Raw genomic sequence first — 24,431 nt, 5'->3', positions numbered from 1 at the left:
GCGATGGCGAACGACGGACGTGTGCGGTGGGGGATCCTGGCGACCGGGGGGATCGCCTCGGCCTTCACGGCCGACCTCGTCGACCTGCCGGACGCCGAGGTGGTGGCGGTGGCCTCGCGGAGCGGGGACTCGGCGAAGACCTTCGCGGAACGGTTCGGGATACCGAGGGCGTACGGCGACTGGCGTGCGCTCGCCGCGGACGCGGAGGTCGATGTGGTGTACGTCGCCACCCCGCACTCGGCGCACCGGGCCGCCGCCGGGATGTGTCTGGAGGCGGGGCGGAACGTGCTGTGCGAGAAGGCGTTCACGCTGAACGTGCGGGAGGCGGAGGAACTGGTCGCGCTGGCGCGGGAGCGCGGGCGGTTCCTGATGGAGGCCATGTGGATGTACTGCAATCCGCTGGTGCGGCGGCTCGCCGAGATGGTGCGGGACGGTGTGATCGGTGAAGTGCGGACCGTGCAGGCCGACTTCGGGCTCGCGGGCCCCTTCCCTCCGTCGCATCGGCTGCGGGATCCTGCGCAGGGCGGGGGCGCGCTGCTCGACCTCGGTGTGTACCCGGTGTCGTTCGCGCAGTTGCTGCTCGGGGAGCCGTCGGACGTGACCGGGAGAGCGGTGCTCTCCGACGAGGGCGTCGATCTCCAGACAGGAGCACTGCTCTCGTGGGAGAGCGGTGCCATCGCTTCGGTGCACTGCTCCATCGTCGGTGGCACGGGGACCTCCGCGTCGGTCACCGGCTCCGAGGGCCGCATCGACATCCCGTCCGGATTCTTCTTCCCGGACCACTTCGTCCTGCACCGCGACGGCCGCGAGCCGCAGGCCTTCGCCGCGGACCCGGCCGACGGCCCCCGCAACAGCCTCCGCCACGAGGCCGCCGAGGTCATGCGGGCCCTGAGCGCCGGCGAGACCGAGTCCCCGCTCGTCCCCCTCGACGGCACCCTCGCCGTGATGCGCACGCTCGACGCGATCCGGGACCGCGTCGGCGTGCGCTATCCCGGCGAGGACGACCGTCGGGGCGAGCTACTGGCGGTTACACCGGCGTGAGCCCCGGCCTGCCGCCTCCACCGCGAACAACGCCCGGTCGAGATCCCGGCCCCGGTCGTGTCACGTACGGCACGGTCCACGGTGTGGTGGAACTCGGGGGAAGGGGTTCTCGGTGATCCGCCGCGCGTCGGGCGGGGCGGCGGCTGCGGCTCCCGCCGCGGGGAGGTGCAACAGTCAGATGGCGGGATGGTGAGATCCGGATGGCGGACCCCCTTCCCGCGCGGCCGGGCGCGCCGCCTCCCCTGCGCTGCGAGCGCATGAATGACATGACCGAGCGCATGGCGAAAGGGGTCCCGCAGCCCCATGGGCAGCTCGTACCCGAGCCGGTGACGGACGCGACCGACGTGGCCCGCACCGTACGGCACATGGCGGAGCTGCCGCTGGAGGCGAACGTGCGGTTCGCGACGGCGACGACGACGCCGCCGTACGTCGGACGCGGCCGTGCCCTGCCGCGAAGACGCCGCAGGGCACGGCCATACGAGTGCCGGCGCCACTCGCGCAGGACTCAATCTGCACAAACGGAGGGCTTCACTCCGGGCCATTCGAGCACGTGGCAGACATATGCTCATGTCGCGTCTCCACGAGAGCTTCACACTTGGAGACGGTGGCTTCCGCGGCCAACCCGAGGGGGGAGCGGCAGCCGTTCCATGGTCCGGGTGGGGGCGGACCTCGCGTGGGACCGCGAGGTGAGCACCGGAGCGCGGAACGGCTGCCCGCCGCGGCCGACGGCGATCGGGGCGGGTCAGCGGCCCAGGATCCGGTCGACCTCGGCCACCTGGTCCGCGGTCAGCGGCCCCTTCGCGAGAGCGCCCGCGTTCTCCTCGGCCTGGGCTGGCGAGCGGAAGCCGGGGATGGGGACGGTCCGCGGGCTGCGGGCCCAGATCCAGGCGAGAGCGCCCTGCGCGAGGGTGCGGCCTTCGCTGGTGAGGATGTCGCGCAGCGCCTCGACCCGGCCGAGCCACTCCGGGTCGGCACCGGCATCCGCGGTGAATCCCGGCAGCCAGGCGGGCGGGGCGCTGCGGATGTCACCGGCCGCCAGGGCGCGCCCGGCGGTGTGCTTGCCGGTGAGCAGGCCCATGGCGAGAGGGCTGCGGTTGATGCTCGCGAGGTCGGACTCCTGGCAGAGCGCGAGGAGTCCGGGCGCGTCCTGCAGGACGTTCAGGCGGTGCTGTACGGCCGCGCAGTGCGCTCCCCGCGCGAACACGGCGGCGCGGCCCGGGTCGTCGGTGCTCCACGCGTAGGCCCGGATCAGGCCCTCCCGCACGAACTCCTCGCAGGTGTCGCGGAGTTCGGCCGCTCGCTCGGGGTCTGCGTCGGAGAGGTGGAGCTGGTACAGGTCGACGTGGTCCGTGCCGAGGCGGTCGAGGGAGGCGGTGAGGGCGCGGCGGGCGTGGGCCGGGGTGTCGTCCTGGCCGTCGGCGGTGCGGGTGGACTCGTCGAAGAGGTTGCCCCACTTGGTCGCCACGACGACGTCCGCGCGGCGCTTGCCGAGGGCGCGCCCGAGCACGCGTTCGCTGTGGCCGGTGCCGTACACGTCGGCCGTGTCGAAGAAGGTGACGCCGAGGTCGAGGGCGCGGTGGATCGCCCGTACGGACTCCTCGTCGTCCACCGTCCCCCAGCCGAGCGGCTGCCCGTCGGGGGCCTGCCATTCGCCACCGATCGCCCAGCAGCCGAAGCCGAGGGCGCTGACCTGGATACCGCTGCGGCCGAGCCGCCGTGTGTGCGTGTGGCTGTTCGTCTCCATGCCCCGGGACCCTAGGAGTTGGAGTGCGCACGAAGGCAAGACCCCCTGGGGCCCGTCGTCAGGCCTGGCCCGTCTCGAACCGGCTGATCCTGCCGTCCTCCGACACCGTGAAGCGCCAGGCGGTGCGCATCTCGCCCCACGTGTCGTTGCGGTAGTCGGCGATCAGCGAACGGCCGCCGTCGGACTCGCGCCGGACCTCCATGTGGGCGCGCGAGGAGAAGATCTCCCGGTCGGTCCAGTCCGCGAGGTCCCGGTCGGAGCCGTCGTCCGACATGGTCGCGTCCTCCGTGAGGAGCGCGAAGAACGCGTCCTGGTCGTGGGCGTTCACCGCGGCGACGAAGGCCCGGACGGCCGGGTCGCTGAGTTTGGCGGGTGCGATCGTCATGGCGGTCAGCCTCACACCGTTCGGACACGTACGCCACCGGAAGCGCGGCGAGGCCACGGCGCCACCCGAACGGGCGCGCGGGCGGCCCGGACACGTGTGATCGGTGCGACGGTGGACAGGCGGGAGGGGACCTACGTACAGGCTGTCCGGGAGTGCTCATGGCTTCGTTCGACCGACGTGATCTGGGACTGCTGCTGCTCCGGCTTGGCGCGGGCGGTGTACTCGCCGCGCACGGCACGCAGAAGCTGTTCGGCTGGTTCGGCGGGGGCGGGATCGAGGGGACCGGCGCGTTCATGGAGTCCGTCGGGTACACGCCCGGCAAGGCGAGTGCCACGGCGGCCGGGCTGGCCGAGACGGGCGGCGGCACGCTGCTCGCGCTGGGGCTCGCGACGCCCGCGGCCGGTGCCGCCGCGGCGGGCGCGATGGGCGGCGCGGCGGCGGTCCACGCGCCCAACGGCTTCTTCAACGCCGGTGGCGGCTACGAGTACGCCGCGACCCTGGGCCTGGCCGCCGCGGGACTCGCGGTCGCCGGCCCCGGCCGGCTCTCCCTCGACCACGCACTGCGCCATGTCGTCGACCGGGGCTGGATGGTCCCGGTGGCGCTCGCCGGTACGGCCGCCGTCACGGCCGTGGTCGTGGGCGCGCGGAACCAGAGGGTGCGCAAGGAGAAGGAGGGCGAGCAGGAGGCCCTGTTCGAGGAGTGACCGTCACTTTCGAGGAACGACCGTCACTGTCGTAGGGGCGTGGCAAGCTGCGCCCATGAGCGAGCAGTCCCACTCCCCCGACGACCTCTGGCACTCCATCACCCTCCTCCACGCCTGGCTGGAGGCGGACCGACCGCACGGCGGCCAGGAGGGCGTGCTCCTGCGGATGCCGAAGCTCCAGGAGGAGGTCGGCGAGGTCGCCCAGGCGGTCATCGGCGCGACCGGCCAGAACCCGCGCAAGGGCACCACCCACACGTGGGACGACGTCCGGTCGGAGCTGTGCGACGTCGTCATCACGGCCCTGGTCGCCCTGCGTACCCTCACCCCGGACGCCCGCGCGGTCTTCGCCACCCACCTGGCCCGGGTGACCGAACGCTCCCTGGGCGCCCGCCGTGGCTGACAGCGCGTTCTGGATCGCCTCGCTCACCGCCGGCACCGCCGTGCTCGCGAGCTGGGTGACCAGCCAGGGGACCGCGCGGGCGGCGCGGATACAGGCGGACACGACGGCGGGCGCGCAGCGGGTGGACGGCTGCGGGAGACGCGGCGGACGGTGTACGCGGAGTTCGTCGAGCAGGCGCAGCGGCTGAGCGACGCATCCGCACCGTGGCCGCCGGTGACACCCCCCTCTCCCCCGCCGCCACCCGCACCGTCATCACCCGCTTCCTCGCCGCGCCCGCCCCTGGGCAGCGCCTCGCCACCCCCGACCGGCTGACCACCCTCACCACCCGGGAACGCGAGGTCATGTCCCTGGCCGCCGAGGGCCGCTCCAACGACGAGATAGCCGAGAAGCTGTACGTCAGCCCGCTGACGGTCCGTACCCACGTCCACCGGGCGATGACGAAGCTGAGGGCCCGGGCCAGGGCGCAACTGGTGGTGACGGCGTACCGGTCGGGGCTGGTCCAGGTGGCACCGCCGGATCGGGGCGGCCCGTGAGGGGCGCGGGGGACCGCGCGGCCGGCCACGACGACTCGCGGACCGCGGCTGTCACTTCGTGACGGTCAGCCGCCTGCGCGCCACCTTATGGGCGACGCGCAGGCGGCTGACTGATGATCCCTGAGCCCTACTCCTTGTAGAAGGTGGCGTCCTGCCGGTCGAGGGTCGTGCTCACCGGCTGGCTGTAGAGCAGGTTCTCGTAGTGCCGGATGTAGCGACCAGGGAAGTTGTACGACTCGTACGACACCCCGGCCGCGGAGTCGGCGAGACCGGCGCGCTGGTGGAAGGAGGCGTCGGCGTCGAAGAGGGCCGTGCCGTTGTCCTTCTCCACCCACAGCTCGTGGTTCTTGTGGCGCAGGTAGTAGCCGGGGAAGTTCGCCGACTCCAGCGAGACCGTGCCGCTGCCGGCCAGGCCGGTGACGACCCGGAACTGCGAGTCGGCGAGGTTGGTGACGTCGGCCTCCAGCTTCGCGCGGTACTCCCAGTGCCGGATGAACCTGTCCGGGAAGTTGTACGAGGAGAGGCGGACCGGGGTCGTGCCGTCGGCGACGGGGATGCCGAAGTTCGGGGTGCCGTCGGCGTTCCAGTACAGCTTCTGGTAGCGGGTGCGGCGGTTGGGGTCGTTGAGCGGGTCGCCACTGATGTCCTTGTAGCTGCGGTCGTGGTAGACGAGGATGTCCGACTTGCCGTCCTCGGACGTGGTGAAGGTGTTGTGGCCGGGGCCGTACTGGCTGGTGGCGGCGTTGCTCCTGAACACCGGGTTCGGGTTCTTCGTCCAGGAGGCCGGGTTCATGAGGTCGGCGGTGGCGTCGGCGGTCAGCAGGCCCAGGCAGTAGTTGGCGTCGGTGGCGCTGGCCGAGAAGGTCATGAAGACCCTGCCGTTGCGCTGGATGACGGCCGGGCCCTCGTTGACGCGGTGGCCGACGGTCTCCCAGGAGTGGGTGGGCGTGGAGATCCGCACCGGGGTGCCGCTGATGGTCCAGGGGTTGGACATCGGGGCGAGGTAGATGTTCGTACCGCTGCCGACGGCGGGGTCGTTCTGGGCCCAGCTGAGGTAGCGGGTGCCGTTGTGGACGAAGGTCGTCGCGTCGAGCGAGAAGGTGTCCAGCGGCAGGGCGATGCGGCCCTTCTCGGTCCAGGTGCCGGTGAGCGGGTTGGCGGCGCCGGTCTCCAGGACGTACGGGCGGATCTTCCAGATGTCGTTGGAGGCGCCGGCCGCGAAGTGGATGTACCACTTGCCGTCGATGAAGTGGATCTCCGGGGCCCAGATGTGGGCGCCCATCTCACCGCTGGCGTGCTTGGTCCAGATGGTGGTCTCGGCGGCCGTGGCGAGGCCCTGGAGGGTGGTGGCCCGCCGCATGACGATCCTGTCGTATGCGGGCACGGTGGCGGTGAAGTAGTAGTAGCCGTCCGTGTGCTTGTAGATGTGCGGGTCGGCCCGCTGTTCGGCTATCGGGTTGGTGAAGGTCACGGCCGGGGATGCGGGGGCCGCCGCCTGGGCGGGCGTGGTCACGGTGGTGAGGACGGCGAACGCTGCCGCCGCGGCCACCACGACGCGTCTGACGAGACGTCTCATGTGTGCGGTCCTTCGAGGTCGGGGAGTCGAGGTCGGGGAGTCGAGGTCGGGGAGTCGGCGGACGGGGATCAGGCGGTTGTGGGGACGAGCTTCCACTGCTGGCAGTCGTTGTTGAGCCAGGACCACTGACGTACGTCGACGCCGTTGGCGGTACCGCAGTCGGCGACGTCCATGACCTTGCCGGTGGCGGCGCTCACGATCCGCACGTGGTCGCCGCCCAGGTAGACCATGCGGAACTTCTGGCAGTCGTTGTTCAGCCAGGACCACTGCCGGATGTCGGCGCCGTCGGCGCTCGCGCAGTCGGCGACATCGGCGACCTTGCCGGTGGCCACGTTCACCAGCCGGCTGGTGTCGTCGGCGCGGTCCTCGACGCGCCACTTCTGGTTGGCCCCGCCGTTGCAGGTCCACTGGAAGATGTCGGTGCCGTCTGCGGTGTTGCCGCCGTTGACGTCCAGGCACTTGCCGCTGTTGCGGTTGACGATCGTGTACGCGTTCGGCGTCGTCGCCGTCTCACCGGAGGGGCCGGCGAGCGTCGTGCCGAGGGCGACGGGGGTGCCGAAGTTCGGGGTGCCGTCCGCGTTCCAGGTGAACTTCTGGGCACGCGTCGTACGGCCGTTGTCGCAGCCGTCGCTCGCCGAGTCGTTGGCGTGGTAGACGATCCAGTTCTCCGTGCCGTCGGGCGAGGTGAAGAACCCGTTGTGGCCGGGCGCGTACACGCTGTTGGCGTCGCTGCGCTGGAAGACCGGCGTCTGCTTCTTCGTCCACGAGGAGGCGAGCAGCGGGTCGGAGCCGGTCAGCTCCAGCTGCCCGAGCTTGTAGTCGGGGCCCCAGCAGGCGCTCGCGGAGTAGATGAGGAAGGTGCGGCCGTTGCGGTAGAGCGGCTCGGGCGCTTCGTTGACGTCCCCGCTCTGCCTCTCCCAGCTCAGGGTCGGGCTGGAGATGACGGTGAAGGTGGAGCCGGCGAGCGTGTACGGGTTGCTGAGCGGCGCGATGACGAGGCTCTGCCTGCTGCCGCCCACCGAACCACTGCCCGCCAGGTACAGCTTGTTGTCGTGCTTGAGCACGCTGACGTCGATCAGCCAGCCGTTCGGGTTCAGGTTGGACCCGGTGAGGGTGTTCTTGAAGGTGTACGGGCCCATCGGGTCGGACCCGGCGCTCTCCAGCACGTGAGTGCGCTGATCGTCACAGCAGTCGGATGTGCGCGGCCCGGCGGAGTAGTACAGGTACCACTTGCCGTCGAAGAAGTGGATCTCCGGGGCCCACATGTTCCAGTTGCGGCTGCTGGTGCTGTCGGACCACACCTGCACGCTGGGCGCGGTGCTCAGCCCGGCCAGCGTCGGCGACTTCCGCATGGTCAGCTCACCGGTGAACGAGGTCGTCACCAGGTAGTAGTTGCCGTCGTGGTACTCCAGCCACGGGTCGGCGCCCTTCTGGGACTTGACCGGGTTGGTGTACGGCTTGCCGTCGGCCGCGGCGGCGGGCGGCGCGGTCTGGACGGTCTGCACGGAGAGGAGCGAGGCGAACAGGGCCAGCAGCGCTGCCCCCAGCATCAGACTGCGGCGGGGGGTCCGCCGGCGGCGGGCACGGATGGGGAACACGACTAGTCCCTCCGGGAGCGGCTCGTTGTCAGGAATTCTGCTCACTCGATACGTTCGATATTGCGAACACTGTGCGTAACTTCGGCCAGAACGTAAAGGCGAGGTGGGAGGGGCGTCAATGGATGCGACACGTTTTTTGTCGACGGGTTGTCAGGAGTAGATCGCGCAGGCGGGCGGGTTGGCGTTTGCATGGTGGAACCGAAGAGCGCGGGACGGGCGGAACGGCCGGGGCGGACAGGGCCGGCGAAACAGGTGGGGCGGTACGGCGTCTGGAGCGTCGGCCTGCGCAGCGAGGACCCGGCCAGAAGAGGTGAACTGATGGATGCGGCAGCCGAGTTGGAGGGGCTCGGCTTCGGTGCCATCTGGCTCGGCGGCAGCACCGCGGCGCACCACGCCGCGCCCCTCATCGAGGCGACGGCACATATCACCGTCGCCACCGGCATCCAGGGCGTCTGGCAGCACGAGCCCGCCGACACGGCCCGGCGCTTCGCCGAGCTGGAGGCCGCCCACCCCGGACGCTTCCTGCTCGGCCTCGGCGTGAGCCACGCCAAGCGCGCGGAGCAGTACCGGCGCCCGTACGCCGCCATGGTCGACCATCTGGACGCCCTGGACGCGGCCGGAGTCCCCGCCGACCGCCGGGTGCTCGCCGCGCTCGGCCCGAAGATGCTCCGGCTGTCCCGCGACCGCGCCGCCGGCTCCCACCCGTATCCCGTGACCCCGGAACACACCGCCGAGGCCCGCGAGACCCTGGGCGCGGGCCCGCTGCTGGCACCCGACCTGAAGGTGATCACGGAGACCGACCCCGTCGGCGTGCACGGTCGCGCCGCGTCGCGATATGGATGTGCTCATGACAGTCGGGGTCGTGCGGGCACTCCTCGTAGGCGCTGTGGGCTGAATCCGGCGCACCCGTCACCGGGTGCACCGGGCCGGAGGAACGGCCGTACCCGTCAACCCCAAGGCGGTGGACGGCGAGCTCCCGTTTCCCGTGACACGATTCGCGGCCGCGCTGCCCAACGGGCCCTCAGCTTGAGATTCATCCTCGCCGTTCGAACACGACCCTCCGCCGTACGAGCTGGGCGTTTTCGCCCGATTCAGGGCTGCCGCAGGAGCGTTGATCGCATCCGAAAGCGCCGGTCAGAGGCGTTCGAATCCGATGGGTTAGATCTCAAGCTCAGGAGGCGCGCAGATAGGCCGAGAGGGCGGCCTTGCCCAGGTAGGTGAAGCGCGTCTCGCCGGTCAGGTGCTTGTCGAGCGCGTCCTTGATACCGGGCCACTTGGGGTCGCCGTAGTCGTCGAGGACGATCACCGCGCCCGGCGCGGCGACCTGCTCGGCCCACTGGAGGTCGGCGAGGACGCCCTCGGCCGAGTGGTCGCCGTCGACGACGATCACGCCGTAGCTGCGGTCCGAGACGGCCGCGCGGGTGTCGGCGTTCTCGGAGAAGCCCCGCTGGATCCGGGCGCCCACGCCCGCCGGGCCGGCCAGGGCGAGGTTGGTGCGGACGGCGTGCTCGTCGACCGGGGCGCCGGAGGGGTCGGGCCGCTCGGGAGAGCCGGGCTGGAGCTGCACGCCGGCGAACGGGTCGACGATTGTCACGCTCGGGCTGCGGCCGTCGCGCTCCATCATCCGGACCAGCCCGGCGGAGAACATGCCGTATAGCGTGCCGATCTCGAGTATCTCGTCGTTCGGCGGGTCGAGCAGGGGAATCGTGCCGAGCTTGCCGCAGATGTTCATGGTGCCGCCGGCGATCCGGCCGACCCCGAGTGACTCCAGCGCGACCAGCAGGCGGAACGCGGTGGCGACATTGCGGACGGCGGCGTCCCGGTCTCCGGACAGTGCCTCCACCTCGGAGTACAGGCGGTTCAGGGGGCCATGGCTCACGATCCGCGAGAGCCCGCGAGCGCGAGGGCCGAGCAGTAGTTCGAGGGTGAGCTGATGGTGCTTCATCAGTTCGACGGCGTCACGGAGTTGCTTCTTCTCCACGGCGTCCTCTGCCTCTTTCGCAGCGGCCGCCGAGCGGATCCGCCGCTCGATGCGCTGGTCGATGAGGTCGGTGACCGGGCGCAGCAGACGTCGGGAAGCCGAACTGGTGAGCAGGGGGCGGCTATTCATGGAACCGAAGACCTCAATCCATCGGGAGTCGATTCGCAGTGGTGCGGTTCGCGGGTCGGGGACAGGCTAGGTGTGCGTCTCCTGCGGGGAAGGGGTGCGGAATTGATCGGAGCACGAACAAGTGGCGAACTCCGCATGGCGGAGCCACGTGGTCCCGGTGTGCCGAAGGCCGCCGGGCCGCCTCCCGGCGGGCACGGTCCGGCCCGCGCCGTGTCGAAAGTCTTGTGCCGCCCATGGCCTGTCCTCTGCCCGATGAAGGAGGCGCTGAAGGCCCGGGCGACGGTGCGCGAAGTGTGCAACGCGCTGCGGGAGGTGTCGGGGGCGTATGTGCCGTGGGGTGCCTTCCGGGCTGGACGCGCCCGGCCGCCGGATGCGCAGAGGCCCGCCCCTCGCGAGTCCGATCGACTCGGCGGGGCAGGGCTCGTGGCGCATGCATGCCCGGCCGGTCAGCCAAGCAGGCGCCGCAGGTTCAGCTTGCCCCACAGCAGGCTGGTGGCGAACGACAGCGCCATGACCGTGAGCACCAGACTGATCAGAAGTAGCCCCGCCACCGGTCCGCTCAGGTCCGGCGACACCAGGGGGGTGACGAGTTCCTCGACGAACAGCACATGCACCATGTACGCGCCGAGCGCGGCGCCGGCCAGCTTCTGCAGGAGTGGCCGCCGTTTCTCCGGGATCCGGATCCTGCTGATCAGGAGCAGCATGCAGATGCTCATGACGGCGACGAACAGGTGAGCGTTGGGCATCACGTAATGGACCTGCGTGTTGTACCAGAGGGACGCGGCCATCGTGATCGGCAGCAGAGCGAACAGCGGCCAGCGCAACCGTACGGCCCCGGCCGGGATGGCGAACAACATCGCGCCCCCGACCGCGTACACCAGCGAATAGGTACCGAATCCCCAGGCCACGGACGGCATTTCCCGACCCGTGACCTCGGAGAAGGTGGTCAACACGCTCGGCAGGACCGCGATCCCGAGCAGTGCGGCTCCCAGCCCCCAGGGCCGCTTCCCGGCCTTGATCAGCATCGCGAAGGCAAGCAGCGCGATGATCGGGATGTAGTTGTACATGAACCACAGGTGGTAGGCGGGCTGTACAGAACCGAAGAAGGAGTCTGCCGCCAGCTCGGTCATGGGCCGGTCGTTGCGGTTCCGCAGCCAGGCCCAGACCAGGTAGATCGCCGTCCACGCGAAGAGCGGAACGATATTGCGGACGATCCTCTTCCACATCCTGTCGCTGTCTCGCGGGGGTGCGCCGACCAGCACGGCCCAGCCGGCGATGGCGAAGTACATGGGAACAGCGAACGGGTTGATCGCCTCGGCCACGTGTCCTGCCCAGTACGACCCTGTGCCGTTGGCGGGGGTGTTCCCGGTCGAGCGGATGAACTGGGCGCCTACGTGGCCCAGCATGATGGTGGCGGAGCAGATCAGCCGCATCAGATCGATGTCAAGGCGGTGTTCCCGCGGTTCGGCGATCTGTCCGGAAGGAGCGCTGCACTGCTGGGGCAGGCTTGCGGCTATGTTATTCGGCACCGCGCAACTCTCTTGGTATTCGATGGACAGGAGTTGAAGAGTGGGTCGATTCCCCATGACTGGTGAGTGCCGGCTGGCCGACCGGATCAGGTGAATACAAAGGGGGAGTTCTTTCGGGAGAGTCGACAGACCACGCGACTGTCCGATCCAGGGGCGCGGCCGAACGCAGGCCCGCGTGTTGAAGTTCCTGGCAGCGCCGCCGTGCATGTGGTGTCGGCGAGCCCGCCGGGCTGACGGTGGCCACGGTCGGGCCGTCCTTCGTCGCCTTGCTGCTACGGACGCGGCTGCGGCCGGCTGGGCCGAGCGGGGCGCCGCTGCCGTCAGCTCCGGTCTTCAGCCCGGGTCTTCCGGGCGCCGCGCCGTACCGCCCTGCGCACCACGCGCTTCGCACGGCTCACCTGGAGCTTCGCGCGTGCCCCCGGGCGGCTGCCGGGAAGGCCGAGCTCGGTCAGCCGCAGCTCGGGGAAGTAGTAGCCGGGGCTGCCGTCCAGGTTGCTCTGCAGCCAGGTCGCCGTCGACTCCCGCAGTTCCGTGTACGTCTTGGGCTGCATGCAGAAACCGATCGCCCGGACCAGGGGTGACAACGTCTCGGGGGCTGCACCGACGAGAGCCGGGGTCTGCCCGCGCTCCAGATCGGGCACCAGATGGTCGACGACGGCCAGAGGCACGCGGTTGCTGTTCGCGTACGGCTTGAGACGCTCCATCACCAGCGCGGTCCCCACCCGGGCGATGGGCACGCCGTAGTAGGCGGAGGCGGTCACCATCGCCGTCGAGAAACAGCCGACGACGAGTTCGGGTCTGCAGTGGTGGTACAGCGTCTCGGCCAGCAGCGGCGCGTCCAGCACGGTGAGCCGGACGCCCGCGTCCGCCGCCGCCTTGCTCAGCGCCGCCGAGTAGCTGGCGGGGGCCGTCGGGTGGGGCTTGAAGACCACTGAGCGGTGCCCGGCGCGTGCGGCTCCGGTGAGCATGCGGACGTGGAGGTCCTCCTCCTCCGCCGGGCTCAGGATGTTGATCGCCGCCAGGTACTGGCCCAGTAGCACGGCCGTCGGCTCCTCCGTCAGGACGGGCGCAAACTGCGGGTCGTCCGCCGCGTCCTGGGAGATCTGGTCGAGCACCCTGCGGAACGCCTCATCCGGGACGATCACGGGCCCGACGCCGTACTCGGACAGAAGCAGCGGCTTCATGCCGGGGACCAGGTCGAGGTGGAGCAGTCGCTGGATGCGGCACGCGATGGTCAGCGGCAGCTTCTCCCGGGTCGGGCCGTAGCTCATGAGGCCGTCGGCGTACACGTGGATGGCGCTCTCGGAGAAGATCGCCGCCAACCCGCGGGCCGGGTTGACCTGGACCGACTCGACGGCGATCTCGATCAGGTCCCGTGTGTCGATGCCCCAGGCGAGACGGAACGCCTTCTGCCACATCGCCGTGTCGTTCCCACGCGGACCCCAGGTGCTGGGGTGGTGCGGGCTGATCGCCTCGTTCCAGCTGACCACCGAGTCGAACCGGTCGGCCAGGCGCTCGTATCCGTGCATCTCGTCGAGGCGCAGCGCGGTCTCCGGTATGGCGGCATTGTTGGAGACCAGCAGGATGCGCCGGGCCTCGTCGCGCGGTCCGAACAGGCCCGCGTCGAGGGCCGCGGCGAGAGTGGCCGCTCCGTACAGGGTCGAGACCTGGAAGATCTGGGTCTTGTGGAGCATGGATCAAGCAGCCTTCCGCCCGTCACGCAGGCGGCTGAGCAACCTGCTCCGAGTCATGTCGATGGTTCTGAGGGTCTCCTCGAGCGCATGCTCGGGCATACGGTGGAGCGCGGCCCTCGCCTCACGCCGCAGCCGCTGGGCCACCGAGGCCTCGTACTCGTTCACCTTGCCGATGTGGAAGGCGATCATGGCGCAGTAGGTCCGCACGGCCTTGGGGAGGAAACGCTCGGTCTCCGGGTCCTTCAGCACGTCCTGCAGCAGCGCGTCGTACGCCGGGATGAAATCCAGCTGACGGGAGTCCCTGATCTGTGTGAGCGAGGTCGCGACTCCCCGCCGGTAGAACACCCTGTGCAGACCGAGGGACGCGCACGTCTTGGCCTTCAGGTGCAGGCGCCAGATCCACAGCCGGTCCTCGGCCGTACGGAGTTCGGTCGCGAATCGCATTCCCCCGTCCGTGAAGAGGTGCCGACTGTAGATTCCCGCCCAGACGAAGGGGTAATCGACCATCGTCTCCATGTGGGCCGGCGCTATTCCATCGCGCGGATCCATCACGGTATTGCGCACCCGGGCCGGGGGCCGCTTGATCACCCGCTCGGTGCCGGTTGCCTGGACATGATCGGTGCGGGCGAAGTCGCAGCCCAACTCCTTGATCGCGTATACCAGTTCGGCAAGATGGCCCGGTCCGTACCAGTCGTCGCCGTCGAGGAACGTGATGAACTCGCCGTTGGCCGCGTCGATACCGCTGTTGCGTGCCTCGGCGATGCCCATGTTCCTCTCGTGTCGGATCACCGTAGCGTTGAGAAGCCTGTCCGCCCAGCGATCGACCACCCATGGAGTGGAATCCGTGGAGTTGTCATCGACGAGCAGGAACTCGAAGTCGGGGTCCGCGTTGTTGGCGAGACTTTTCAGAGTACTCGCGGCGAAGGCTCCCACATTGTACATGGGCACGACAACGGACAGTTTCGGCACGCGGGCCTCTCACGCTCGAAGGTTGGAGATTGGGGCAGCCTGAACAGGCTAACTACGCCCCTTAAGGGAACGGCATCGGCCGAGGTGCGGAGAGGCGAATTCCCTTCGAAGCAGAAGTGAATTCTTGGCGTCTCATGCCTGGTGCGTGACCGCTCGCTTCGACAGGGGTGGTCAACTCCGAAGCCGGTCTCCAACTGCCGGTGGGGAGGCCACGCTGAAGGTCTGCGGCGTAGGCGTGGTGATGCTGCCGGGGTAGTAGCGGGGCGCCGACCTGGCCGATCGGCACATGGTGAACGTGGGAACCGCCTGCGGTCGCCCCCGCTCTCCCGGCACCCGGTCCGGAAGATCGAGGGCCGATCCCGCGTTCTTGCTGGTCGCGTGGGATCGGGTGCGAAGGAACAGGGGCGCTCGCTCGGCCGGAGTGGACGGGCAGACCGCTCGCTCCGTTGAGGACGGGCAAGGGGTTGAGGTCTTCCTCGACGAGGTGCGGTCCGACCTGAAGGACCGTAGTTTCTCGCGGCAAGCCCCCGAAAGACCGGAAAGGGCCTACGTCGCAGGTCAGAGGCCCTTTCCCAGGCAAAGCCGCAGATGGCGGCAGACGAGTCGGGCTGTCCGCCGGGAAGAGTCGCCGTAGCGCTATGACCTGGGCAAACGTGTAGGGTGGGCGTTTCGTGGCTACCTGGATGGCTACGCAGGGAGGCGCCCCGCGCCGGAGGCAGTCCGCACGGGGGCTTCGCCGTTCTCGGAGAGGCCGGTTCTGGTGATCACCGAAGCGGACGACATCACCGCCGACATGGTGATCACCGAACTCAACCGGCGCGATGTACCAGTGATCAGATTCAACCCCGCCGACATCGGCGAGGACCTCGCAGTCCCGGCTGGCGGCCGGCGCCCCGGCTGCGGTGAGCAAGACGGGGTGCTGCCACCGCACCCCCTCGTAGGCTGTCTGGTTTCCGCCCACTGACGCATGCGGTTGCCGGCCAGTGCGTCCCAGACTCAAGCACCCGTACTCTGCGCCCTCAGCGGGCGCAGGAAGCGGCTCGGTTCCCCGTTCCAGGTGATGGCCAGGGCGTCGCGAGCCCTGGTCGCCGCTACGAAGAGAAGAGACCGTGCCCGTTGCAGTTCGCGCTGGTGGCGTGTCCGGTCGCTCTGCTCCCAGGCATCCACGGAGGAGCGCGGGACTTTCCCCTCACTGACCCCTGCGATGATCATGCGCCGGTACTCCAGCCCCTTGAAGCGGTACATGGTGCCGACGTGCACGCCCTCGTCCCGTCGCGGCCCGTCACCGGTGATCTTCGCGGACATGATGCCTCGTTTGGCGAGCCGGGCCACCACGTCATCGGCCATGTCATTCGTCGGAACGCAGATCGCAACCGACTCGCGTGCTACGTCGTGCCACGCCTGCACCTGATCCGCCACCAGGTCGAGTTCCTGCTCCCAGCTTTCGGCACGGCGCAGCAGCGGCCGCGGTCCATGCAGCACCGACCGGTAGCCCGCCAGGTCGTCGGTCTCGCCATCGAGGTCGTCGTACTCAGTCCCGTCCAGCAGGTGGATCGCCGACTTCAGGATCTCGCGCGTCGTGCGGTAGCTGAGTGTCAGCTTCGAGGATCGGCCCCGGATATGAACGCCCAGGCTGCCGAGAGTGACCTGGTTGTCGTAGATACGCTGGTGGGTGTCGCCGACAAGGAAGAGGTCGTTCGGCTCCTGCGGCGCCATGGCGCGCAGCATCTTCCAGTGCGCGGGGCTGAGGTCCTGGGCCTCGTCGACGACGATGTGACGGTAGCGATAGCGCAGCCAGGCTCCGGTGCCCGACTCGGCGTGGATGTTGCCGGGGCCGCCGCGCTCCTCCTCGTCCCGCCGGCGCTCCTCGATCTTGTGCTTGCGGGCGATCTCCAACTGGGCTGCCCGCTCGGCGACTTGGCGGTGGGTTTCCAGACCCTTGACGTCGAGCCGCTGGGTGAAGCGCTCGGCGAGCTGCCAGACCTCGGCACGGTCGGCACGGGTGATGCTGCGGCCCCGGCCGGCCCGCCGGACCTTGAAGTAGTCGACGCGGGAGGCGACGGCCTGCCCCAGGATCACCTGGTTCCACTCGTCGCTCAGGAATTCCGCGTCCCAACGGTTGTCGCCCGCCTCCACCAGGAGCTGCCGCCATTCACGCAGGGCCTGGGTGTCGTCGATCCTGCGCTTGCTGTTGCCGGGGTCGGACTCGCTGACGACACGCGTGGCCAGTTGGTCGACGTGCGTGATGTCGACACGGGCCAGCGTCTCGGGGCCGCCCAGCGACATCAGACGGGTACGCAGGTCGGCGGCCAGGTTCTTGTTGAACGTGGTGAGCAGCACGGGCTTGGTGTGGCCCGGGGGCAACTGGTCGACGAGATGCTTCACCCGGTGCAGGGCGACGATCGTCTTCCCGGTGCCGGGGCCACCGCCGACCCGGGTCGGCCCCGAGTAGGTGCGATGCACCAGTTTCTCCTGCGTGGGGTGCAGGAAGACCTTCCACCGGCCGAAGTCGCTTTCCTCGATGATGCTCCGCAGCGATGCGTCGTCCGTGATCACCACGGCCCCCGAACGGTCGACGGCCGCCTGCCAGTCGTCGGCGGGGGACCCGTCCGGGCCTTCGTCGCCCTTGACGGAGACCGGCGCTGTGACCTGCTCCTTCACCAGCTCGTACGGGATCCCGTCGCGCAGCCGGAGCAGAACTTCACCGGTGTGCCGCGGCGCGTACTCGGCGAGGCCGAGCAGCTCGTCGTCCGTGGTCAGTTTCAGGACGATGGGGATGAGCGGCTCGGCCACGCCCAGGTCGGCCAGTTGCTGGGCGCTGAACCGGGCGAAGAGCGTCGTCGCGTCCTCCGTCCGCGCGGCCGGGGCGTCGGGACGGGTGGACGGGGGCGCCGGTGCCGTGGAGGCCGATCGGCGCAGGACGTCCTCCTCGACGACCTGGAGATCCACGTACTCGATCGCACCGGTGACCTGGTTGATGCCGTAGGCGAGGCGGTCCAGGTTCCGGTGGACGTGTCCGCGGTGCTTGACCGAGACCAGGAGCCAGTCGTCGCCGCCGAGGCGGAGCAGCAGAGCCCGGTATTCGCGGTTGACGCGCGCGGACCACAGCCGCTCGTGTCCCTTGAGCTGCTTGAGGTCGAAGCCGCCCGCGTCGGGGTTCTTGCGGAACTCGTGCTGGAACTTGTAGACCGCGCCGACGATCGCCCGGTCCAGCTTGACGATCTCCTTGTCCGCCTTGTCGAGCAGGCGGAGCGTCACGCCCTTGGTCGGCGTGCCGGTGCCGGTCATCGTGCTCGCTCCTCGTCGTCGGTGCCGTCGTCGTTGTCGTTGTCGTTGTCGTTGTCCGGACGGTTGTCCGTCGCGGCCGGTCCTGCCAGTGCGTCCGCCAGTTCCCGGACATCCCACTCGGCCGCGGGGCGCACCAGCCAGCCCGCTCGCGCGTACGCCCGGTCGCGGTCCTCCGCATCGCGGTCCGGGGTGCCGTCGGCGTCCCGGTCCGGGGCCAGGACGACGCCCATGCGGTGCGCGGGCCAGGCCAGTTCGGCGGGCCAGGCCGCGTCGCCCAGTTCGAAGCCGGCTTCCGGTGCGGGGACTCCGAGGGCGGCCAGGCCCTCGGCGAGTTCGGCCAGACCGGCCTCCTCGACGAGATAGGCGATGACCTCGTCCCAGGCGGGGTCGCGCACCGCTTCGGCGCGCACGGACGTGACCTCACTCGTCTGCTCGGCGCCGTCCGCTTCCCGCTCGTGTCCGCGTCGCCGCGATTCCAGCCACCCGGCGCCGCCGGTCACCGCCAGTTCGACCGGGTCGAAGCCGGGTACCTGGCTGGCCGCGAGCTGCACGCCGTCGCCGTCGCCCTCGTTGAGGAACTGGAGCAGGTTGGACCAGTACAGCCAGGCCTGCCAGCGTCTGCGGTGCGCGTTCTCGTCGCCGCTGATCGTCTCCGGGCTGTCGTCCAGGACGGTGAGCCCGGTCCAGGCCGCGCCGGCCTGCCCCTTGCGCAGGTCGAGCGCGATGGTGAGGGGGCAGCCGCTGCTGTCCTTCGTCGCCATGACCTGTACTCCGCCACGTCCTCCGGACAGCCTCCTGCCTGTCAGTGCCTCGACGAGGCGGTCTGCGGTCTCCGTGCCGTCCGCCAGGGCTCTGCTCGTCGCCGAGACCGCCGCGAACCCGGCCAGCGCGCTCTGTGTGCGCCGCCGCCACACACCGGCGTCCGGGCTGGTGAGGTAGCCGATCAGGGTCTCGACGGGGTTGGCCCAGACGAAATTCGGCAGGTCGCGGGGGTCGCTGCCGTGCATCCTCCGGTGAATGTCCGAAGCGGTCTTCTGCGCCGTGTTCTGGTAGGGCACCCAGGCGGGGTCGGCGGCCGGCTTCGACTGCCCGGTCCAGGCCCTCACGTCGTCCCAGGTCAACTGGAAGACCTGCCAGCCGTGTTCGGAGCGCAGCCGGGTGCGTTTCGTCGCGTCGTCCGCGATCCGGTTGTGGTGGGGGCTCGCGTGGTAGCGGTAGCCGTCGAGGTAGACGGCGACGCGCCGCCGGTCGTCGTCGAGGCTGCGGAATACGACGTCGGGCACGGTGAAGCCGAGGTCGGTCTGTGTCTCCATGCGCCAGCCGCAGACCGTGCCGTCGGGTGCGGTGAACCGCAGCGTGGTGTCGCGTTCCCCGTCCGGGGTGAGCGCGGTGCGCACGCTGACCTCGTCGTCACGTTCCGCCCAGGCCAGCAGTCCCCGCCGGAACAGGGCCTCCAGTTCACTCTCGACCTGCTGCACCAGGGAGATGTCCCTGGTGGTGGCGGCCTCTTCGACGTGCCAGCCGTCGCCGGCCCGGCCGAGCAGTTCGCCGAGCATGTCCAGGGCGTGCTCGCGGGAGACCAGTTCGTACTCGCTGTTGCCGACGTGCCGCAGCAGGCAGCGGTGGCAGGCGGGCCGCCCCTCGGCGACGCAGACGCAGGATTCGATGACCTGCCGGGCCCGGGTGAGCACGTCGTGCAGCCCGTCCGGTCCCGCCAGCCGGTGCAGATAGCCGGTGCCGCCGGGCAGGGTGTCGTACAGCACGAGGAAGTGTCTGCGGACGTCCCCGTCGCCGCCGGGTTCGGGCATCGAGTCGGTGACCACGGCCAGGTGGTCGGGGTCGCCGCCGTAGCTGCGGGCGATGCCCGCGAGGAGCACCGCTTTGAAGGATGCGAGCCGTTCCGCGGTGTGGGCGGTGACGGCGGGGATGAGGATGCGCAGTGCCTCGCTGCGCAGTTCGTGCGCGAGGAGCAGTTTCACGCCCTGTTGTGCGGCCCTGCTCTCGTCGAGCCCGTCCCGCAGTCTCGGGCACCACGGCCGGTGGTACTTGGCGGCCCGGACCGGGACGAGCGTCTCCTGTTGCCGGTCGGGCCCGCCGTCGGGGTCGGCGTAGCCGCAGGAGTCGCAGACCCAGAAGGGGTTGAGCCGCACCCGGCGCCCCGCGAAGGCGTCGTCCGCCCCGCCGTCCACGCGGGACGCGCCCACGTTGATGTGCCGGATCACCGCCTGCCGGGTGAACTCCCAGCCGAAGGTGGCCTTTTGGTGCTTCCACCCCGACTCGACGTGTTCCTGGGGGATGTCCACGGCCGGTACGACGGTGTAGTGGCGGCGCTCCCGTTCGTCGGTGTCGTCCCGTACGCGTACGTCGTCGCGCTCGTCCCGGGCCAGGACGCGGTGGGGTACGAGCACCTTGTGCAGGCAGCCGACGTCGCCGATGGCGGCCGAGCGGCAGCGCGGGCAGGCGCTGGAGTCCTGCCGTGCCTGGTGGGTGCGCACGTGTCCGCAGTCGGGGCAGATCCGCCACCACAGCCAGGACGGGCGGCCGGGGCTGCCGATGTCGAGGCCGGTGATGCGGTGCTTGTAGCCCTGTACGTAGTAGTGGTTGCCGGGCGCGAAGTCCTCCAGGGCCAGGCGCGCCGAACGGTCGTACTTGAGCACCTTGCTCCGGTGCTCGCCGCGGGCACCCGCACCCGTCTCCGCACGCGCACGCGCGCCGGTCTGCTCCTCCCGCCAGGTGAGCGTGGCCTCCAGCTCGGTCACGGAGTCGACGAGGCTGTAGTTGGGCAGCAGACCGAGGTCGACGAGCGTGCCGTGCGCCGTACCGCGGCTGATGTCGCCCGCCCGGTAGGCGACGGCACGCCGCTCGGCCCTCAACTCCCTTCCCTGCCGGTCGTGTTCGGGGTCACCGGCGACCAGGGCCCGGTGTGCCGCGTCGATGGCTTCCATCCGGCGCCGCATCTCGTCGCGCCGGCTGTCCCACTGGGTTCGGGCGCCGTCCAGGGCGTCGGCCAGGCCGCCGGTCGCGTAGGCGCGCAGTTCGTCGGCGGCCTGCGGGCTGACGCCGGTGCCCTTCTTCTCGTCGTACGGCGGGAAGAGCCCGAGGAAGATCTCGACGAGGCGGGCTCCGTCGGCGAGCGCGGCCCGCCGGAACTCGGCCAGCCAGCCGGACGGTCCGAACAGGGCGGTGGCCAGGTGCGGCGTCGGGTGGATCGGGGCGCCGCCGTCCTCCGGTGCCGAGGGCAGGCGTCCGGCGCCCGCGAGGTCGAGGAGATGCGCGAGGTACTGGCGGCGCAGGATCTCGATGGCGGACAGGTAGCAGCCGGGCGGCTGGATGTCACCGGCGATCATCTGCCGGGGGTCGTCCAGGTAGTAGCGGTCTCTGGGGCCCCGGTCGACCATGGTGAGCAGATAGGCGTTGCCGGTGGCGCGGCCCGCGCGGCCGACGCGCTGGACGTAGTTGGCCGGTCCCTTGGGCAACGAGGCGAGGACGACTGCGGACAGGTCACCGATGTCGATGCCCAGTTCCAGCGTCGGGGTGCAGGAGAGGACCTGCGGGTTGGCGTAGTGCGCTTCGGTGCCCGCCCGGAACGCCTTCTCGACGGCTTCGCGCTTGGGGCGGCTGAGGGTGCTGGTGTGCTCGGCGGTGTTGATGGTGAACACTCCGGCGTCGCGGTACATCCGCCGGTAGAAGTCCTCGGTGAAGTCCCGTCGCCGTACGCCGCTTTCGAGGTCCTGTCCGGTGCGCAGCCGGCCGCCGCAGCGGTAGCGCGGGCAGGGCCGGCCGTGCCACTGGTCGGCCAGGTCGGGGTGGACGGTCTGCTGCCAGGAGCAGTCCGGGCAGTGCGCGGAGGCGTCGGCCACGAGGTCGTCCGCCAGTTTGCGGACCTGGATGTGGCCGGGCTGGAGTCCGAACACGCGGGTCGTGCCGTCCCTGGCGGTGCGGGCCGAGAGCACACCTGCGTCGACGAGGGCGGGCAGCAGCCGGACGAGGAAGGCGTTCGCCGCGTCGGGGCGCAGGCCCAGGCTGCGCCGGGTCCAGTCCTGGTACCAGCCGAGGCGTCCGGTCACCACGTCGAAGTCGGCGCTGCCCTGCTTGGGGCTGCCGAGGAGGAAGCCGGGGGCGGAGACGCCGGGCGGGAAGGCGGGCATGCCGGTCCTGCGTCCGCCCCAGATCAGCCAGCGCCGCACACCGGCCTCGTTGATCCAGTCGTCGAGCCAGGCGTGCCGGACGGCGCCACGGGTCCGCAACCGCTCCAGGAGGCCCCGGACGTGACCGATCCAGTCGTCGGGTCCGGGCAGGGAGCCGTCCGGCAGGGCGATGTCGCCGGGCGTGGTGTGCAGCAGTTCGCGGACGATCTCGGCGACGGCGCCGGGGTCGGAGAGGGGGACGTCCGCCGCGACCGTACGGGTCAGTTCCAGGGTGCGGCCCCGCCGGGAGCGGAGTCCGAACTCCAGGACGGCCGAGAACGCGAGGCGCTGGGCGATGAGTTCCCAGGTGGGCTCGGTGCCGTGGCCGCGCCCGGACAGGAGGGCGTCCACGCCGCGCACGACGTGCAGGTCGGGCGGGATGACGGCGGCCTGTACGGCCCTGCTGTCGACGACGTCCGCGATGAGGTCGGCCGCCAGATCGCTGAGCGCGACCGGTTCGTCCTCGTCGATGCGGCTGGCGAGCAGCGAGCGGAAGGAGAAGGTGTACGAGCGGCTGGCGACGTAACCGGCGCGGTGGGCGGCGTCCTGCACCGAGTCGTTGAACAGGAGGGTCTTGTCCTCGCGGAGGTTCTTGTCGAGCTCGCCGCCGGTGAACAGCTGGGTGATCGAGGCCGCGGCGAGCGCGGCGAGGCCGGTACCGAGGTAGCGGATGGAGTTGAAGGTGCGGCAGGCCGGGCACTGGTCGCCCTGCGCCGCCCGGTCGTCGGCCAGGTCGGTGAGCACGAACGCGCTGTCGTGCAGCGCCTTCGGCGCGCGCGGTGCGCCGTCGCCCTGATCCGTCTCGAAGTCCGCTTCGGGCGAGACGGGCCGCAGCCGTCCGCTCGTCCCGTCGAGCACCATCACGATCGGCCCGCTGCGGGGTTTCTCGGTGGCGAAGGCCGCGTCGTGGGCCTGGGTCGGGGTGGCGGCGATCATGTTGCGTACGCGGCGCTTGTCCCGGCTCACCGAGGCGCGGCGGATCTTCGTGGCGGTCATGTCGAGCTCCGCCGGGTCTGCTTCCGGGGAGAGCGCCGCCCAGCCGGAGCGCCCGCATTCGCGGCAGAAGACGGCGGGCAGGAACACCTGGGCGGGCGGCACGGCACTGTCGCCCGCGGGCACCGCGTCCGCCGCGTCCGCGGCCTGGTCCGGCCCGGAGGCGCCGCCGTCCGGCTTGGACGCACCGCCACTTGAGCTCCGGGCCAGTTTCCCGCCCGAGACCACCCGCTCGTCGTCCCAGCGGAACTCCGCGCGCGCGGCGCTGATTCCGCGCAGCACCCGCGACACGGACCGCACCCAGTGGTGGATCTCGATGGACAGCAGCGGGCTGCCCGGATTCTTCGGGTCGCGCGCGGTCGACAGCAGTGCCACGTACCGGGCCAGGGCGCGGGCCGCGACGGCCGGGTTCTGCTGCACGGCCATGCCCCAGTGGTAGGCGTAGCGCGGCAGGACCTCCATCACCTCGGCCATGGTGCGCGGGCTGCCGTCCAGGATCTCCAGGACGGCGGCGGTCAGCCGGTGGCGGCGCAGTTGCCGGCCGAGCTGCTCCGGGCTCAGTCCGCTTTTGCCGGTGAAGGCCGCCGCGAGCTGGTCCAGCGCCTCCCGGTCCCGGGTGGGGTCGCCGAGCGCGGCCACCTCGTGCGGCGGCGGGAACGGCAGCGTGAAGTCGCTGTCCCCTGCGAAGTCCTGAACACCGCGCCGGCTCTCGCCCACCACTGCGTCCGGCGGGAACGGCACTCCGAAGACCTGCTCCGCGACGTCCAGCATGGAGCTGCCGCCGATGCCGGGCGCGCCCTCGCCCAGGGTGGCCGAGGTGGCGACGGGGCACACCTTGCCGAGCGGCCGGCCCGGCTCGGCGAGGCCGGTGATGGCGCCGAGCCGGCGCAGCAGCATCGCCACGTCGGTGCCCTGCGCCCCGTCGTAGGTGTGGAACTCGTCCAGGACGACGTAGGCCAGGGCCGATCCGCCGGCTCCGCCGCCTTCCGACTGCCACAGCCTTTGGTCCTCGGGCCGCTGGAGCAGCAGGTCGAGCATCTTGTAGTTGGTGATCAGGATGTCGGGGCGGGTGCGGCGGATCTCGTCGCGGTCGACGGCCACGCGCGGGTTGGCCTGTTTGAACTCCTTGGACGCCTGGTCACCGATGTAGAGGCCCGCCCGTACGCCCGCGTCCCTGAGCCGCGCGTCCCTGGGGTCGTCGAGGCGGTTGTTGATGCGGTGGGCCTGGTCGGTGGCCAGGGCGTTCATCGGGTACAGCAGGACGGCCTTGACCCCGTCCCGCCCGGCCTCGCGCTCGCGGCGGCAGTGGTCGAGGATCGGCACCAGGAAGGACTCGGTCTTGCCGGAGCCGGTGCCGGTGGTCACCAGGGTGGGCCTCGCCGGCCCGTGCAGCGTGGACAGCCGCTCCCAGGCCGCCTCCTGGTGGCGGTGCGGGTGGAAGGGGGGCGCGGCCACCAGGTCAGGTGCCGCTGCCAGTCGTCGCCCTCGGCCGCCCTGAAGGGCGTACGGATCCGCAGATAGGGCCCGCGGAAGATCCCGTCCTCGGCGTCGCCGAGGAACCGCTCCAGGGCGCCGCGGGTGCTTTCGTCCGCCAGGGCGTACGTCGTCGACAGGTACTGGCTCAGGCTGTCGCGTACCTGTTCGGCGGCGAGGGTCGGTCGCACCCCGGCTCCTCCTTCG

Annotated in this window: 14 protein-coding genes and 5 pseudogenes; 8 read left to right on the top strand and 11 right to left on the bottom strand. The window is 70.6% G+C overall.

Translation table 11 applies throughout. The annotated features are described in order from the left end of the window. Window positions 1-3 precede the first annotated feature (3 nt). Complete coding sequence (locus tag WBG99_RS26105; protein WP_338898628.1) at window positions 4-1,041, top strand: Gfo/Idh/MocA family oxidoreductase; 1,038 nt, start codon at window positions 4-6, stop codon at window positions 1,039-1,041. Window positions 1,042-1,304: 263 nt separating this feature from the next. Continuing rightward, a pseudogene (locus WBG99_RS26100) lies at window positions 1,305-1,481 on the top strand (3-oxoacyl-ACP reductase); the annotation flags it as partial. A gap of 302 nt (window positions 1,482-1,783) precedes the next feature. Here WBG99_RS26100 and WBG99_RS26095 read toward each other — a convergent pair. Both WBG99_RS26095 and WBG99_RS26090 read right to left on the bottom strand, forming a co-directional pair. Next, window positions 1,784-2,785 (bottom strand): aldo/keto reductase, encoded by a 1,002-nt coding sequence (locus WBG99_RS26095; protein ID WP_338898627.1) that lies wholly within the window; start codon window positions 2,783-2,785, stop codon window positions 1,784-1,786. A gap of 58 nt (window positions 2,786-2,843) precedes the next feature. Then, the gene (locus tag WBG99_RS26090) at window positions 2,844-3,170 is read right to left on the bottom strand and encodes a nuclear transport factor 2 family protein (RefSeq protein WP_338898626.1); all 327 of its coding nucleotides are present in this window, start codon (window positions 3,168-3,170) and stop codon (window positions 2,844-2,846) included. A gap of 158 nt (window positions 3,171-3,328) precedes the next feature. Here WBG99_RS26090 and WBG99_RS26085 point away from each other — a divergent pair, with 158 nt between their 5' ends. From WBG99_RS26085 to WBG99_RS26070, 4 genes and pseudogenes are all read left to right on the top strand, one after another. Further along, window positions 3,329-3,874 carry a DoxX family membrane protein gene (locus WBG99_RS26085; RefSeq protein WP_338898625.1) on the top strand — a complete coding sequence of 182 codons (546 nt, stop codon included), beginning with the start codon at window positions 3,329-3,331 and terminating at the stop codon, window positions 3,872-3,874. Window positions 3,875-3,929: 55 nt separating this feature from the next. Continuing rightward, on the top strand, window positions 3,930-4,274 hold the full coding sequence (locus WBG99_RS26080; protein WP_338898624.1) for a MazG-like family protein: 345 nt from the start codon (window positions 3,930-3,932) through the stop codon (window positions 4,272-4,274). Continuing rightward, a pseudogene (locus WBG99_RS26075) lies at window positions 4,267-4,466 on the top strand (hypothetical protein); the annotation flags it as partial. The gene WBG99_RS26080 and the pseudogene WBG99_RS26075, both read left to right, overlap by 8 nt. 2 nt (window positions 4,467-4,468) lie before the next feature. Continuing rightward, window positions 4,469-4,807, top strand: a pseudogene (locus WBG99_RS26070) (response regulator transcription factor); the annotation flags it as partial. A 127-nt stretch (window positions 4,808-4,934) separates the two neighbouring features. On the opposite strand, the gene WBG99_RS26065 reads toward WBG99_RS26070, so the two are convergent. After that, window positions 4,935-6,383 (bottom strand): family 43 glycosylhydrolase, encoded by a 1,449-nt coding sequence (locus tag WBG99_RS26065; protein WP_338898623.1) that lies wholly within the window; start codon window positions 6,381-6,383, stop codon window positions 4,935-4,937. 68 nt (window positions 6,384-6,451) lie between these two features. Continuing rightward, on the bottom strand, window positions 6,452-7,933 hold the full coding sequence (locus WBG99_RS26060) for a family 43 glycosylhydrolase (protein WP_338900494.1): 1,482 nt from the start codon (window positions 7,931-7,933) through the stop codon (window positions 6,452-6,454). A 237-nt stretch (window positions 7,934-8,170) separates the two neighbouring features. On the opposite strand from WBG99_RS26060, the pseudogene WBG99_RS26055 reads away from it, so the two are divergent. Continuing rightward, window positions 8,171-8,785, top strand: a pseudogene (locus tag WBG99_RS26055) (TIGR03620 family F420-dependent LLM class oxidoreductase); the annotation flags it as partial. Window positions 8,786-9,152: 367 nt separating this feature from the next. On the opposite strand, the gene WBG99_RS26050 reads toward WBG99_RS26055, so the two are convergent. The 4 genes from WBG99_RS26050 to WBG99_RS26035 all read right to left on the bottom strand — a co-directional run bounded on the left by WBG99_RS26050 (window position 9,153) and on the right by WBG99_RS26035 (window position 14,283). After that, a complete protein-coding gene (locus WBG99_RS26050) occupies window positions 9,153-10,091 on the bottom strand; it encodes a class I SAM-dependent methyltransferase (protein WP_338898622.1) in 939 nt (312 codons plus the stop codon). A gap of 446 nt (window positions 10,092-10,537) precedes the next feature. Further along, a complete protein-coding gene (locus WBG99_RS26045) occupies window positions 10,538-11,620 on the bottom strand; it encodes an acyltransferase (RefSeq protein WP_338898621.1) in 1,083 nt (360 codons plus the stop codon). A gap of 320 nt (window positions 11,621-11,940) precedes the next feature. After that, the gene (locus WBG99_RS26040; protein ID WP_338898620.1) at window positions 11,941-13,314 is read right to left on the bottom strand and encodes a polysialyltransferase family glycosyltransferase; all 1,374 of its coding nucleotides are present in this window, start codon (window positions 13,312-13,314) and stop codon (window positions 11,941-11,943) included. 3 nt (window positions 13,315-13,317) lie between these two features. Then, entirely contained in the window at window positions 13,318-14,283 is a 966-nt protein-coding gene (locus WBG99_RS26035; RefSeq protein ID WP_338898619.1) for a glycosyltransferase family 2 protein, read from the bottom strand. Window positions 14,284-15,040: 757 nt separating this feature from the next. Between WBG99_RS26035 and WBG99_RS26030 the strand changes: the two are divergent. Continuing rightward, window positions 15,041-15,163: pseudogene (locus WBG99_RS26030) on the top strand (ATP-grasp ribosomal peptide maturase); the annotation flags it as partial. Between the two features lie 116 nt (window positions 15,164-15,279). On the opposite strand, the gene WBG99_RS26025 reads toward WBG99_RS26030, so the two are convergent. From WBG99_RS26025 to WBG99_RS26015, 3 genes are read right to left on the bottom strand one after another with little or no spacing between them, the layout of a single operon-like run. Further along, window positions 15,280-17,571 carry a UvrD-helicase domain-containing protein gene (locus WBG99_RS26025; protein WP_338898618.1) on the bottom strand — a complete coding sequence of 764 codons (2,292 nt, stop codon included), beginning with the start codon at window positions 17,569-17,571 and terminating at the stop codon, window positions 15,280-15,282. Then, a complete protein-coding gene (locus tag WBG99_RS26020; protein WP_338898617.1) occupies window positions 17,568-24,206 on the bottom strand; it encodes a DEAD/DEAH box helicase in 6,639 nt (2,212 codons plus the stop codon). Before WBG99_RS26020 ends, WBG99_RS26025 begins: the two co-directional genes overlap by 4 nt. Beyond that, window positions 24,113-24,415 carry a hypothetical protein gene (locus tag WBG99_RS26015; protein ID WP_338898616.1) on the bottom strand — a complete coding sequence of 101 codons (303 nt, stop codon included), beginning with the start codon at window positions 24,413-24,415 and terminating at the stop codon, window positions 24,113-24,115. The genes WBG99_RS26020 and WBG99_RS26015 overlap by 94 nt, the downstream gene beginning before the upstream one ends. Window positions 24,416-24,431 lie beyond the last annotated feature (16 nt).

Origin of the sequence: Streptomyces sp. TG1A-60, from assembly GCF_037201975.1 — a bacterium.
GTDB lineage: Bacteria > Actinomycetota > Actinomycetes > Streptomycetales > Streptomycetaceae > Streptomyces.
The sequence above is the reverse complement of the archived record's forward strand: the minus strand, read 5'-3'. Positions and strand labels throughout refer to the sequence as shown.